General features: G+C 41.7%; 9 protein-coding genes. 4 read left to right on the top strand and 5 right to left on the bottom strand.

All coding sequences use genetic code 11. The features are described 5' to 3' along the window. Positions 1 to 293: 293 nt before the first annotated feature. From SYN7502_RS01190 to SYN7502_RS01205, 4 genes are all read left to right on the top strand, one after another. Positions 294 to 2,060 (top strand): iron uptake porin, encoded by a 1,767-nt coding sequence (locus tag SYN7502_RS01190; RefSeq protein WP_015167070.1) that lies wholly within the window; start codon positions 294 to 296, stop codon positions 2,058 to 2,060. 123 nt (positions 2,061 to 2,183) lie between these two features. Further along, entirely contained in the window at positions 2,184 to 3,032 is an 849-nt protein-coding gene (ntrB, locus tag SYN7502_RS01195; RefSeq protein ID WP_015167071.1) for a nitrate ABC transporter permease, read from the top strand. A gap of 36 nt (positions 3,033 to 3,068) precedes the next feature. Further along, the gene (locus SYN7502_RS01200) at positions 3,069 to 5,078 is read left to right on the top strand and encodes an ABC transporter ATP-binding/substrate-binding protein (RefSeq protein WP_015167072.1); all 2,010 of its coding nucleotides are present in this window, start codon (positions 3,069 to 3,071) and stop codon (positions 5,076 to 5,078) included. 34 nt (positions 5,079 to 5,112) lie between these two features. Then, the gene (locus SYN7502_RS01205; RefSeq protein ID WP_015167073.1) at positions 5,113 to 5,973 is read left to right on the top strand and encodes a nitrate ABC transporter ATP-binding protein; all 861 of its coding nucleotides are present in this window, start codon (positions 5,113 to 5,115) and stop codon (positions 5,971 to 5,973) included. 25 nt (positions 5,974 to 5,998) lie between these two features. Here SYN7502_RS01205 and SYN7502_RS01210 read toward each other — a convergent pair whose 3' ends face one another. From SYN7502_RS01210 to guaD, 5 genes are all read right to left on the bottom strand, one after another. Next, positions 5,999 to 7,324 (bottom strand): pentapeptide repeat-containing protein, encoded by a 1,326-nt coding sequence (locus tag SYN7502_RS01210; protein WP_015167074.1) that lies wholly within the window; start codon positions 7,322 to 7,324, stop codon positions 5,999 to 6,001. A 78-nt stretch (positions 7,325 to 7,402) separates the two neighbouring features. After that, positions 7,403 to 7,615: an NAD(P)H-quinone oxidoreductase subunit O gene (ndhO, locus tag SYN7502_RS01215; RefSeq protein WP_015167075.1), complete on the bottom strand. Its 213-nt coding sequence runs from the start codon at positions 7,613 to 7,615 to the stop codon at positions 7,403 to 7,405. Positions 7,616 to 7,850: 235 nt separating this feature from the next. Then, a complete protein-coding gene (gene alaS, locus SYN7502_RS01220; protein ID WP_041429690.1) occupies positions 7,851 to 10,475 on the bottom strand; it encodes an alanine--tRNA ligase in 2,625 nt (874 codons plus the stop codon). A gap of 257 nt (positions 10,476 to 10,732) precedes the next feature. Then, on the bottom strand, positions 10,733 to 12,223 hold the full coding sequence (locus tag SYN7502_RS21135; protein WP_015167077.1) for a hypothetical protein: 1,491 nt from the start codon (positions 12,221 to 12,223) through the stop codon (positions 10,733 to 10,735). Continuing rightward, a complete protein-coding gene (gene guaD, locus SYN7502_RS01230) occupies positions 12,220 to 13,551 on the bottom strand; it encodes a guanine deaminase (RefSeq protein ID WP_015167078.1) in 1,332 nt (443 codons plus the stop codon). The genes SYN7502_RS21135 and guaD overlap by 4 nt, the downstream gene beginning before the upstream one ends. Between the last annotated feature and the right edge of the window lie 73 nt (positions 13,552 to 13,624).

Consider the following 13,624-nt stretch of genomic DNA (forward strand, 5'->3'; position numbering starts at 1 on the left):
TCTCTAGCCTTCAAGTATGAAATTGATCTAGGAATAGAAAATCATATTCCTTTGCTCAAAAAATTAGAAGGGATGAGAAGATTTTTATCCTTTTCCCTTAATAAATTTAATTTTTCTATCAAAATTTATCCGCTTGTCTAGAATCAGGCGAATTCCTAGCAAAAGTATCTCATCTGGAAAAGTTATCCTCCTAAGCTAATTGATCTGTGAAATTTTTTCTTTCCAAATCCTATATAACTTCGATTCTAAGAATTTATAAAACGAACACCTCACTAATTTGATCAGGAATATTCATGTTAAAAAACTATACAACCAGATTTCTCATACTAACTTCTTGTTTATCTATCGGGGTCACCTCTGCTGTGAATGCTGAAACAAGACCTGAGGTTTCAGATTCCACTCCAATTAGCTCTCAGTCATCATCGACAACTAAAAGTCCAAGTACGGTCATAACTCAAATCAAAAATGATAGCGGAAGTAAGAATATTTCCGAAAATGTTACCTCTGTTTCTCAGCTATCTGATGTTCAACCAACAGATTGGGCTTTCACCTCTTTGCAATCTCTTGTGGAAAGATATGGATGTATAGCTGGGTATCCAGATAAAACCTATCGGGGACAGAGAGCTTTGAGTAGATATGAGTTTGCGGCGGGACTGAATGCCTGTCTGGATAAGGTTAATGAATTAATCTCTTCTGGATTATCTGACAAGGTAGGTAAGGAAGATTTAGCAACTTTACGAAAACTCCAAGAGGATTTTGCGGCTGAACTTACTGCCTTGCGTGGGCGTGTCGATGCCGTGGAAAGTAAAACCGCAGAGTTAGAAGCTCAACAGTTCTCAACCACAACCAAACTGAGTGGCGAAGTAATTTTGGGTGTGGCAGGGGCAACGGGTGCGAATACTAAAACTGGGGGAACAAATACTAATATTGTTTTCAACAATCGAGTTCGTCTCAATTTATTAACTAGTTTTACTGGTAAAGATTTATTAATTACTGGTTTGCAAGCTTATAACCTTGGTGGAGGAGCCTCTAGCCTTCAAGGTACGTTAGGATATGCAGATGGTGTAGGATTGAGTGCTAGTAATGTGCGTTTAGGTTATGAGCCTCAGTTTCCTGGAACTAATGTTAACGGACCTCTTGGTAACGTAGTAGCTGCTAATTCAGTCAATCTCTATAAGTTGCTGTATATTTTTCCAGTAGCTAGTAAGTTCACGATGTTTGCAGGCACCAGTGCCGAAGTATCCGACGCTTTTCCTGCCATCAGCCCCTTTGCCAGCGAGGGACAGGGTGCAATCTCTCGGTTTGGACAGGGATATAATGCAGCTTATCGCGTATCTGGTGGCACATCTGGCACTGGTTTAGCTTCTGCTGTTGGATTTATTTGGAATCCATCCGATCAAGTTGATTTCCGCGCTTTATATGGAAGCATCAATGCAGCACTGCCTAACGATCTGGGGGTTCCTGGAACTCCTGTCGGTGCTGGCTTCTTTGGCGGCAGTACGATTATCTCAACTCAACTTACTCTTAAACCAACTTCTAATCTTGATATCGGCATTAATTATGCGAATAGCTATCACCAGATTAATATTTTGGGCACTGGATTAGCTGCTCTTGATATTGGCTCAATAGTTGGTCCAGGTACTTCAATAATTAACCCTATCAGGCTAAATTCTGTAGGTGGAACCCTCACATGGCGAGTTACTCCCAAGATTGCTTTTAATGTATCGGGTGCTTGGATTTTTGCTAACCTCACTGGGGTAGATGCGTCAACGACCTTTACGAGTTGGATGGCTGGATTTCACTTTAGCGATGTATTCAAAGAGGGCAACACGGCTGGGATTATCTTTGGGCAACCTTTAGCGCGCAGTTCAGTCGGAGGAAAAGCCATAATTCCCGTTGGTTTTACGGCAACACCTTATCAATTAGAAGGTTACTTTAATTTTAGATTGTCCAAAAACATCAGTATTACCCCAGGTGTGTTTTTTGTCTTTAATCCAGAGGGCATCAATAATGCTCCTACGGCAACTGTTGGGGTAGTTCGGACTACCTTCACATTCTAAGTCTGTTCCTTAAATAGAGTCTTTTGTACATGGGGTGCAGAGGTTAGGGCTACTCCCCTATGCATCCCTTAGTCATTAAATAGGCTGTAACTAAATTCAATTAATTCTCACAGGATAAAATCTATGGCAGCAAATATTGGTAATCGTAACGGAAATCTATCTAGATCTCTGTTCAAGTTTTGGCAAAAGAATGCTCAGAATTGGGTACTTCCTATCATTGGACTTTTAGGGTTCCTATTTCTATGGCAAATTCTATCTAGCATCGGCTTAATTAAGCTACCAGGACCAATTAATATACTCTCAGAGGAATCAACTCGCAATCTACTACTCTATCCATTCTATGATAAGGGTGGAACAGATAAAGGGCTATTTTGGCAAACCTTAGCTAGTTTTGAGCGGGTAGCAAAGGGGTATTCACTAGCGGCGATCGTGGGAATTGGAACGGGCATTTTAGTTGGAACCACCCCCGTAATTGATAAGGCTCTTGATCCACTATTCCAATTTCTACGCACAGTTCCACCTTTAGCATGGGTTCCGATCGCTCTGGCTGCTCTCCGACAAAACGAACCTGCAGCATTGTTTGTGATTTTTATCACGGCGGTTTGGCCCATTCTGCTCAATACGGCTGTGGGAGTAAAACAGATACCCCAAGATTACCGTAATGTATCGCGGGTACTCAAACTATCTCGCCAGAAGTATTTTTTCAAGATTTTAATTCCCTCTGCTCTTCCCTATATTTTTACTGGACTGCGTATTTCTATTGGTCTGGCTTGGCTGGCGATTATTGCCGCAGAGATTATCATGTCGGGGATTGTGGGGATTGGCTTCTTTATTTGGAATGCTTACACCGATGACAGAGTAGGTGAAGTGATTTTGGCTTTGGTGTACATAGGTGCTGTTGGTTTGATTCTTGACCGTACCGTTGCATGGATACAGACATTAATTGTTTCTGAAGAGCAGAAACAGTCTTAATTCAATTTATAGAAATTTATAGAAAGAGATTTTAAAATGAGTAATTTTGTTACAGTTGAGCAGGTTGAAAAAGTTTTCCCCTTGGGCGGTGGGAAAGAATATATTGCCCTTAAAGGTATCGACCTTCAAATAAAGAAAGGTGAATTTATATCCCTAATTGGTCACTCTGGCTGTGGTAAATCCACTTTGCTTAATATGATTGCAGGTTTAGATTTGCCAACAGGTGGAATTGTCATGCTGGAAGATGAGCGGGTATCTCGTCCAGGGCCCGATCGCATGGTTGTTTTTCAAAACTATTCACTGTTACCTTGGCTGACGGTGCGCCAGAATATTGCCCTAGCAGTTGAGCAGGTATTAGGACATCTATCCCCAGATGAGCAGAAGAGCATTATTGATCACAATATCAAAATGGTGGGACTGAGCCATGCTGCGGATAAACCACCTGGACAACTTTCGGGAGGGATGAAACAACGGGTAGCGATCGCTAGAGCTTTATCTATTCGTCCTAAGTTATTACTGCTAGATGAGCCATTTGGGGCTTTGGATGCTCTCACTAGAGGTAATCTGCAAGAGAAATTAATGGAGATTTGCGAAGAGAATCAGGTCACAGCAATTATGGTTACCCATGATGTGGATGAGGCTTTATTACTGAGCGATCGCGTAGTGATGTTAACCAATGGACCAGAATCCCATATTGGGCAAATTATGGAAGTTAATATTCCCCGCCCTCGTCACCGCTTGGAAGTTGTGAATCATCCCAGCTATTACAGTATGCGCAGTGAGATCATTTATTTTCTGAATCAGCAAAAAAAGGATAAGAAGTTTAAATCTAGAAGTAAAACGATCACTAGCCGCTATGGTTTAGAAAAAGTAAACCTTGAAATCGGGTTTGTACCTTTGACTGCCTGTGCGCCCTTGGCGATCGCTAAGGAAAAAGGATTCTTTGCTAAACATGGTTTGGATGAAGTGAACTTAGTGCGGGAACCCAGTTGGCGGGGAATTACCGACGATCTAGTCAGGGGCTATCTTGATGCTGCCCAAGTCCCAGCAGGAATGCCTCTGTGGCTTACCCTTGGCGGTCGAGAAGGCAAACCTGTCCCCATGACCACTTCTCTTACTCTTACCCGTAATGGCAATGGCATCACTCTAGGCAAGCAGTTTTATGATCAAGGCGTATTTTCCTTAAATGATTTTAAGCAATCTCTTTTGCAAACCCGCGATCGTGTTCATACTTTGGGCATGGTACATCCTTCCTCTTTGCATAATCTTTTATTACGGTATTGGTTAGCTGCAGGTGGGATTCATCCCGATCACGATGTCATCCTCACAACTATTCCCCCCGCCCAAATGGTTGCCAATCTTAAAGCTGGAAATATTGATGGGTACTGTGTGGGAGAACCTTGGAATATTCGTGCTGCCACTGAAGGCATCGGCTATACAATTGCCACGGATTTAGAAGTTTGGCTAGGACATCCGGGTAAGGTGCTAGGAGTTAGAGAAGATTGGGCATTGGCATATCCAAATACCCATCTAGCTTTAATTAAAGCCCTACTGGAAGCCTGTGAGTATTGCGCCGAGCCTGAAAATGCTGAAGAAATTCGCCAAATTCTGTGCCGTCCTGAATATGTAGATACTGAACCTAAATATATCAATATCGGTGATCCAGACCTCTATACCTGTGCGATCGATCAGCCCCTGCGCCAATATGCCCATCATGAGTTTTATGGCACCGGCATTAATCGTCCTAGCCGTACGGAGCAACTTTGGATTATGACCCAGATGGCACGATGGGCAACGGTTCCTTTTCCCCGAAATTGGGTAGAGATATTAGAGAGAATCTGCAATGTTTCCGCTTTTAGTACAGCCGCTAGGGAACTGGGAATGCTAGAAATAGGCTACAAACGCCCACCGATTCAGCTTTTTGATGGCACTATTTTTAATACTGATGACCCCATTGGCTATCTTAACGATCTAGAGATCAAAAGTGATATTCATATTGCTGATGTAATTCTGGATGCGCCTAAAATCTTCAAGGTAGCCTCTTAAATCTATTCTTAAAATCCATAAATAATTAAAAAATATGCAAGTAATTTCCACCAATCAGACTGACATACCAGCATCTGGGAATTCCCATCCACTCCCGCCTAAGGAACCATTTTTAACAATTACGGATGTCTCCAAAATTTATCCCACCTCTCAACCAGAGGGATATACCGTCCTTAAGGATGTTAATCTAACTGTGTATGAAGGAGAATTCATTTGTCTGATTGGACACTCAGGCTGTGGAAAATCCACCCTATTGAATATGGTTTCTGGCTTTAATAAACCCACGCAGGGAGAAGTAAGGCTTCAAAGTAAGCGCATTACTGAGCCAGGACCAGATCGGATGATGGTATTTCAAAACTATGCCCTTCTACCTTGGTTAACAGCCTTTGAAAATATCCATTTGGGTGTAGATTCCGTTTATCCCCAGAAGTCAAAAGCCGAAAAAGAGAAAATAGTTCGAGATCACCTTGCTTTAGTTGGGTTAAGTGATGCCGCCGATAAAAAGCCCACACAAATATCGGGAGGAATGAAACAAAGAGTAGCGATCGCCCGTGCTTTAGCTATCCGTCCCCAAGTTTTAATCTTAGATGAACCCTTTGGTGCATTAGATGCTATTACTAAGGAGGAACTACAAGAAGAACTGCTCAAAATCTGGAACGATTATCGCTGCACGGTATTAATGATTACCCATGATATTGATGAGGCTTTATTCTTGGCAGATCGATTGGTGATGATGACTAATGGTCCCGCCGCCGCCATTGGTGAAATCATCGATATTCCTTTTCCTCGTCCCCGTAACCGCACCAGAATTATGGAAAATCCTGAATATTATGAACTACGAAATTACGCCCTAGACTATCTCTATCGCCGCTTTGCCCATGATGATACTGAGTAAAATTAAAGGCTAGGCTGGTTTAGCCTTAACCAAAATTTGTATCTTGGAGTTTGGCATTACTTAAATCCGCACCATCTAAATTTGCATTATCTAAATCCGCATTTTTTAAATTAGTCTCAATCAGCTTGGCGTTTTTCAAATTTGCCCCACGCAGAATGGCACTATCCAAACTGCTATGGGAAAAGTTTACTCCCTGCAAGTCGGCATTTTCTAAATTTAGCCCTTGCATTCCTAGCCCTGCAAATAAGCCGTTACGTCCTTTTTTGGTAACTACTAGGTTAAGAATTTTAGGATTATTTAAATTACTAGTGCCAAGTTTTGACTCATCTAAGCCATAGGTACGATACCAAGAAACCTGATTTAGCTCTGCTTTAGAGAAATTGGCACCCTTGAGCGTGGCAAAGGTAAAGTTCGCTGCCGTTAAGTTAGCTTCTTGAAAATTGGTGCTTCTAAATGTAGTCAAGTTAATTACTAGCGATCGCAATGGTAAAAATACCTCATCCCCTGCTAATGTCCGCCACGCTATGACTGTACCTAATAAAAGGGCAAATAGGGATAAAAAGATTGCACCTTCTCCCACGAATTTAACGGTTATAAATACGGAAACAATTATAAAAGCCACCATTGCTAATGCTCCAGATACTGCCCCTGCTAAAGTAATAGCCGTAGAAGAGAGAATGGCAAGGGCGATTGTCCAAGCTAATGCCCCAGTTATAGTTATTGCCAAAATGGGAGCCGCTACTGTATTTAATGCCTCGGAGATCGCCTTAATTAATTCGGTTGATGGGGTTGATTGAGATTGAGCAAATTTTAAAACGGTATGCAATGTCCAAGAAATACCTAGAGCAACTAAGCAGAGTAATCCTTCAAAGATTAAAGCTATCCCCAATCCTTTTTTTAAAACCACATAAAAGAACACTACTAGGGTTAAGGCGACATATAAGTAAGGAACATTAGATGAACTAATAGTCGAAAGTAGATAATCAGTTACTCCCGATAACGCCCCTGTCAGTGCTGACATAGAGAAGGAGATCGCCAGCAAAAAAATACCCCAATAATCTTTTAAGCCTGCTTTGGCATGACTGAAGTTGGCTCTGCTTAGGTTAGCTTTGCAGAAATTAGCACCACAAATATTTGCATTGGTAAAATTAGTAGGTGGAGAATCTTGGCGATCCAAATCTGTCCAACCCTCACCCACATCGGCTCTAGTATTACTAAAATTAGCCTCTGTTAGAATTGCCTTAGTAAAGTCTGCCCCACGAATATCGGCATTGCTAAAGTCTGCTCCCCTTAAGTTCTGCCCTCTAAAGGATTTCCCTCGTAGGTCTTTACCCGCAAAATTAATTGCCATCAAGCATTACCTTGTTAGAAATCATGGTTGTTAGAACGGGGGTAATTTACAGTCTTTTGTAGGCTTGTGTAGTGATTTTTATTCTGCTTGCAATTGATCTTTATTTAGCCAGATTGGGGGAGTTGGGACGGCGGCAAATTTAACTTGCACATATTCCCCCCGCAGTTCTACAACTTCACCTTTGGTTTCAAACACATAGGCAGACCAACGTGGATCATTAGCTTGTGCTTCCAGACTGCCCTCTAGCTTCTCACGGATTACTGTTACCAAGGCTCCTTTTTTCAGTTCCATAATATTTTGTGATTTGTATTTTGTGTGATTATTTAGGTATTTGCTGAAGTAATTGTATCTTTTCTTCTGGCTCTAAATGCAAATTTAAGCATTAGAAAAATTTTAAGTAAACCATTGAGAAATATCATTAGAGATGAAAAATTCAAATTACAGGTCGGAACATATACGCAAAATTAGAATTCCTTTTCTGATTCGGTATGAATTTAATCATAGCAAAAGAGAATTTTTTATTCCTTTATTTATCTAAACTATTCCGCAATTCAGATTTCGCTTTTGATAGAGCTTCTGATAGTTTAGATGGTTCCTTTCCGCCCGCTTGAGCCAAATTAGGACGACCACCACCACCACCACCAGTAATTTTAGCGATCGCTCCAATAAATTTCCCAGCATTCAATCCTCTTTTTATCATTTCAGGGCTAAAAGCAGCCACTAAAGAAACTTTATCAGGTTCAGGAACAGAGCCAAGCACCACAGCACTATTTCCCAACTTTGCTTGTAAGCGTTCGGCTGCGACTTTTAAGGATTCCGCATCTATCCCTTTAATTTCCGCAACTAGGACTTTAAAATCCCCGATTACTTCTGCTTGAGTAATTAGATTTTCAGATTTAAGGAGAGCTAGTTCTCTTTGTAAGATTTCAGTTTGCTTTTGGGAGTTCTTTAATTCATTTTGCAGGTTAGTAACACGGTCGGAGATTTCTTCAGGTTTAATCTTAAAGCGATCGCTCAGTTCTTTGACAATGCCATCTCTAATATTCAAATACTCTACCACAGCCTGTCCCGCTATCGCCTCTATGCGCCTAATTCCAGAGGCAACCCCCGACTCAGAAATGATTTTAAAGATACCAATTTCCGAAGTGTTTGCCACATGGGTACCACCGCACAGTTCCATAGAGACATTGGGAATATCAATCACCCGCACTTCTGCCCCGTACTTTTCCCCAAACATCGCCACTGCTCCTTTAGCCTTTGCTTCAGCGATCGGCATTACAGTAATTTCTGATGGATGTGCCTCCAGAATCCAAGTATTGATTAGGTTTTCAATTTCTCTAATTTCGGCAGTCGTAACGGCACGAGATAGATTAAAGTCAAACCGCAGGCGATCGCTTGTCACTAAAGACCCTGCTTGGGCAATATTGGGATCAACAATTTTCTTTAGAGCAGCTTGCAGTAGATGGGTAGAAGTGTGATGTGCTTGAATACGTCGGCGATCACTTTTAGCAACCTGAGCATTAACTACGCTATTTAAGGTAATTTCTCCTCGCTCCACTTGCCCAATATGAATAAATAAATCAGATTCCTTTTGGACATCATCAATGCGAATAATTGTATCACTGAGGGAAAGATAACCTTTATCGCCAACTTGACCACCAGATTCAGCATAAAAAGGCGTTTGATCTAAAATTATCCGAATGCGATCGCCCGCAACAGCCGTATCTACAACTTGACCATTAACTAAAATTAGCTTGACTATCCCTTCAGCATAGGTGTGAGTATATCCAATAAATTCGGTTTTAGGAACTTGTTTAGCAATTTCTGACCAGTTGATCTGAGTTAATAAATCTATATCAATATGGGCATCTTTGGAGCGTTCTTGCTGTTCCTGCATCGCCACCTTAAAGCCTTCTTCATCTACTGACAAACCTTCTTCTTCGGCAATTTCTTGGGTGAGTTCTAAGGGAAATCCGTAGGTATCGTATAGGGTAAAGGCATCCGTTCCTTTAATTACTTTACTATCTTGAATTTCTGGACTAGTAAGAATTTCTGCTAAGAGTTTTTCCCCTCGCTCTAGGGTTTGCAAAAAGCGATTCTCTTCCTTGCTGAGTTCCGATTTAATTATTGCTTCTCTTTCTCTAACATTGGGATATGCCTGTTCCGATAGAGCGATCGCCATTTCTGCCACAACAGTTGTAAATTCCCCAGAAATCCCAATCAACCTGCCATGACGCACTACCCGCCGCAATAATCTGCGTAAAATATAACCCCGTCCCACGTTGGAAGCTGTAATTCCATCCGCAATCATGTGGACTACGGAACGAACATGATCGCCAATTACTTTTAGGGAAGTTTTAGTTTTCTCATCACTTTGATGATAGTCAATACCAGCAATATCTGCCGCCGTTTTCAGAATCGGAAAAATCAAATCCGTTTCGTAATTATTTGGCACACCCTGTAATACTTGCGCCATTCGCTCTAAGCCTAAGCCCGTATCAATATTTTGCTTTTTAAGCGGAGTAAAACTACCATCACTATTTCGATTTAGCTCCATGAATACTAGGTTATAGACTTCTAAGAAGCGATCGTCATCTTCTAAATCAATATGTTTGTCGCCTAGTTCGGGCTTAAAATCATAATAAATTTCTGAACAAGGTCCACAGGGTCCCGTTACTCCCGATGCCCAAAAGTTATCTTCTCCCATGCGTTGAATGCGGTGGGCAGGAATGCCAATATCATCTCTCCAGATTGCAAAAGCATCTTCATCTTCATGAAATACGCTAACAATTAATCGTTCTGGGGGAATACCGAATACTTGAGTCACTAATTCCCATCCCCATGCGATTGCCTGCTTCTTAAAATAATCACCAAAACTAAAATTTCCCAACATCTCAAAGAAGGTATGGTGCCGCTTAGTTATGCCCACATTTTCAATATCATTAGTGCGGATACATTTTTGAGAAGTCGTAGCTCTGGGAACTTCTGCTTCTTTCAGTCCTAGAAATATGGGTTTAAATGGCAACATACCAGCGATCGTCAGCAATACCGTGGGGTCTTCGGGAACTAAAGAGGCACTAGGTAAAACTTTATGACCACGTTCTTCATAGAATTTTAGGAATTTAGAGCGGATTTCAGCACCAGTGAGCATAGTTAGGATTTTGACAGGTTCTAAATCTATATTACTAGATACAGGCTTGGTATTGAGCTTGATAGTCAGCCTAATATAAGGTAAGCCATAGCCCGCTATTACCAAGGATACAGCCTAATGAGGGAATTCAGGTCTCAGTAAACTCATAAGGTGTTTCAGCACAGACCAGAACATCTCAAAAGAAATACTTGATGAATCAGAGTTTACACATTTTACTTGACTCTCTCGCATAGTGATTTAGTTCTTACTGAAGAACTCTAAAAATCAGTCTGCAATACCCCAAAAATATTGGAATTATCTGTAGGGGTGTTACCCGCATGGGATGCTCTGTTATCCATAAACTTAGGTAAGGAGACTAAGGCTGTGGCTTTAGCTGTTCCAATTCTTGTTTGAGCATCTGTTTCAAAATTCAGATCAGGTGAAAGAATAAATATTGCTCCTCCTTTGCCTTGGGCAGCAGTAATTCCTGTGCCAGCGATCGCTTGGTTATGCCGAAAAATACAATCAATTAACTTAAGTTCACCAACGCGCAAAAAAAGACCTCCACCCAAACCAGCACCCGCTCCACCAAACCCCACAGCCCCATCTCCGCCACCAAAACCAGCTTTTCCGGGTATGCCTAACCTACCTATTTGTCCGCCGTAGCCACCACTACCGCCGCCGCCACCAAAGCCGCCATTTCCGCCATTACCACCGTTTCCGCCATTACCAACTTTTATAATATTGGCACCATTACCGCCATTACCCGCATTGCCAAACCCACCAAATCCTCCACCGCCACCAAAGGCGATCGCTCCAATACTGCCATCCTCCAACCCGTGACCAAAATCTCCAAATATTCCTGTTCCTCCATCACCACCATTACCGCCGTTGCCGCCATTACCACCTTCACTGCCGCCATTACCGCCATTGCCACCATTGCCCGCATTCCCAAACCCACCAAACCCACCGCCGCCACCAAAAACTATACTGCCAATGCCATTTACGCCAATGCCATTAACCCCAGCCACAGCACCACGGTTTATCTGATATTTAATCTTCTCATTGCTAATACCTAAACCTTCTGATCTAAATCCGTCTGTACTAATACCGTTAACATGGGCGATCGCTCCACGGTTAATTGAGAAGTAATTAGCCCGATTTTGAATAGATGGTTTGATTGGTACTAAATTCCCATTACCACCGATCGCTTTATTCCCATCAAATACAACTCGGTCTAGGTTAACTTTGCCATCTTGGATAAATAAACCACCGCCCATACCTGCCCCAGCACCACTGCCATTGATACTATCAGTACCTTTTGCCAAGCCATTCGCAATAGTCAAATCAGTTAAATTAACATTGCCGCTTTTAACATAAAACACACGATGGGCATTATTACCACTGATAATCTCATCACCGTTGCCACGAATAGACAGGTCACTTGTAATTGCGGGTAGTGGACTTTTAAGAGTAATGGCTCCCTTAACTGTGCTTAAGTCAATAATATTTATATCTGGATCAGCATTGGCTTTAATAATTGCCTCACGCAGAGAGCCTTCCCCTGAATCTGTGGTTGTAGAAACGATAATTTTCTGAATTGAACTGTTCGTAATTAAATTAATCCCATCATTCGGATTAGATAAAAGCTCAGAACTTACTTCAGCCTGAACGGGCAAATATAGGGGAAAAATTGCAAAAAACCCAACTAAACAGCCAAGTAAAAGTCTAAATAGGAATTTTCCGAACCTATTCCCTAAGCTAATCATAGAGCCAATTTACCAGCCACATAGGTAGCTTTAATGGAACGCTCATCGCCCAAGGTCATCAAACCAAATAACTGTGAAGCGATCGCCTCTAAGGAAAAATCCCCTTTAGTTGCCCTATTTCGTAAAGCTTGTAGAGGTGTGGCATTGACATCTAAAACCACAAAATCCGCTTCTTTACCCCGATCAAAGCTACCGATTTTATCATCTAGGGATAAAGCCTTAGCACCGCCCAAGGTGGCAAGGTAAAAAGCCTTAAACGCAGATAAACTCTGTCCTTGCAGTTGAGAAATTTTATAAGCTTCCCCCATCGATTTAAGTTGAGAGAAACTTGTTCCCGCTCCCACATCCGAACCTATTCCCACTTTAATTTGATATTCGGGCGATTTAGCTTGATGCAATTTAAATAAACCACTACCTAGAAATAAATTAGAAGTTGGACAGTAAGCGATCGCTGCCCCAGAATTAGACATCCGTTCAAAGGCTGATTCATCTAAATGCACACAATGGGCAAAAATTGAGCGATCACCCACTAAATCAAACTGCTCATACACATTTAAGTAGTCCTTACTTGTCGGAAAAAGTGCCGCCGTAAATTCTATTTCCTTCAGATTTTCCGATAAGTGGGTATGAATATATAAATCGGGATACTCTTCTTTTAATTTTGCTGCTAATTTAAGTTCAGCATCAGTGGAGGTAATGGCAAAACGGGGTGTAATCGCATAGAGTAATCGATCTTGCCCGTGCCACTTCTGAATTAGCTCTCGGTTCTCTGCGTAAGCCTTTTGGGGTTCGTTCAGCAAATATTCGGGCGCATTTCGACTCATCAGCACCTGACCCGCAATTAATCGCATATTTCGTCTTTGTGCCTCTTCAAACAAGACATCGACCGACGCAGGAAAGATTGTTGTTAAGACTACGGCTGAAGTTGTGCCATTTCGTAATAGCTCATCGAGAAAAAAGGAAGCAATCTGACGGGCATAGTCAACATCTCGAAACTTAGACTCCGTGGGGAATACATACTTATCTAGCCATGCTAAAAGCTGCTCCCCGTATGCGCCAATCATTTCCGTTTGCGGATAGTGAACATGTAAATCAATAAATCCCGGTAAAATCAAGCCTTCATGAACTTCCGTTGGAATCTGAGCATAGCGATCGCTAAGGTTAGAGTAGGTATCAAATTCAATAATCTTGCCATCTTCGATAATTAATAAACCATCCTGCAAATAGCGAACGCTTTGTAATTCACTGTTTAATTGAGATGTGGAGAACGGATCATCCACAAAATCAACAAATGCCCCCCGCACCGCCTTTAAGGATGGATTAACCATATTTAATTATCTGAAACTTGTTACCGAAAACTGAATTGAAGATTACTCAGAATATCTTAGAGTGCCTGATGAT

This window comes from Synechococcus sp. PCC 7502, from assembly GCF_000317085.1.
GTDB lineage: Bacteria > Cyanobacteriota > Cyanobacteriia > Pseudanabaenales > Pseudanabaenaceae > PCC-7502.

Coding starts and splice junctions, on each gene's coding strand:
- SYN7502_RS01190 (WP_015167070.1), top strand. CDS start 294: ATGTTAAAAAACTATACAACCAGATTTCTCATACTAACTTCTTGTTTA.
- ntrB (WP_015167071.1), top strand. CDS start 2,184: ATGGCAGCAAATATTGGTAATCGTAACGGAAATCTATCTAGATCTCTG.
- SYN7502_RS01200 (WP_015167072.1), top strand. CDS start 3,069: ATGAGTAATTTTGTTACAGTTGAGCAGGTTGAAAAAGTTTTCCCCTTG.
- SYN7502_RS01205 (WP_015167073.1), top strand. CDS start 5,113: ATGCAAGTAATTTCCACCAATCAGACTGACATACCAGCATCTGGGAAT.
- SYN7502_RS01210 (WP_015167074.1), bottom strand. CDS start 7,324: ATGGCAATTAATTTTGCGGGTAAAGACCTACGAGGGAAATCCTTTAGA.
- ndhO (WP_015167075.1), bottom strand. CDS start 7,615: ATGGAACTGAAAAAAGGAGCCTTGGTAACAGTAATCCGTGAGAAGCTA.
- alaS (WP_041429690.1), bottom strand. CDS start 10,475: ATGCTCACTGGTGCTGAAATCCGCTCTAAATTCCTAAAATTCTATGAA.
- SYN7502_RS21135 (WP_015167077.1), bottom strand. CDS start 12,223: ATGATTAGCTTAGGGAATAGGTTCGGAAAATTCCTATTTAGACTTTTA.
- guaD (WP_015167078.1), bottom strand. CDS start 13,551: ATGGTTAATCCATCCTTAAAGGCGGTGCGGGGGGCATTTGTTGATTTT.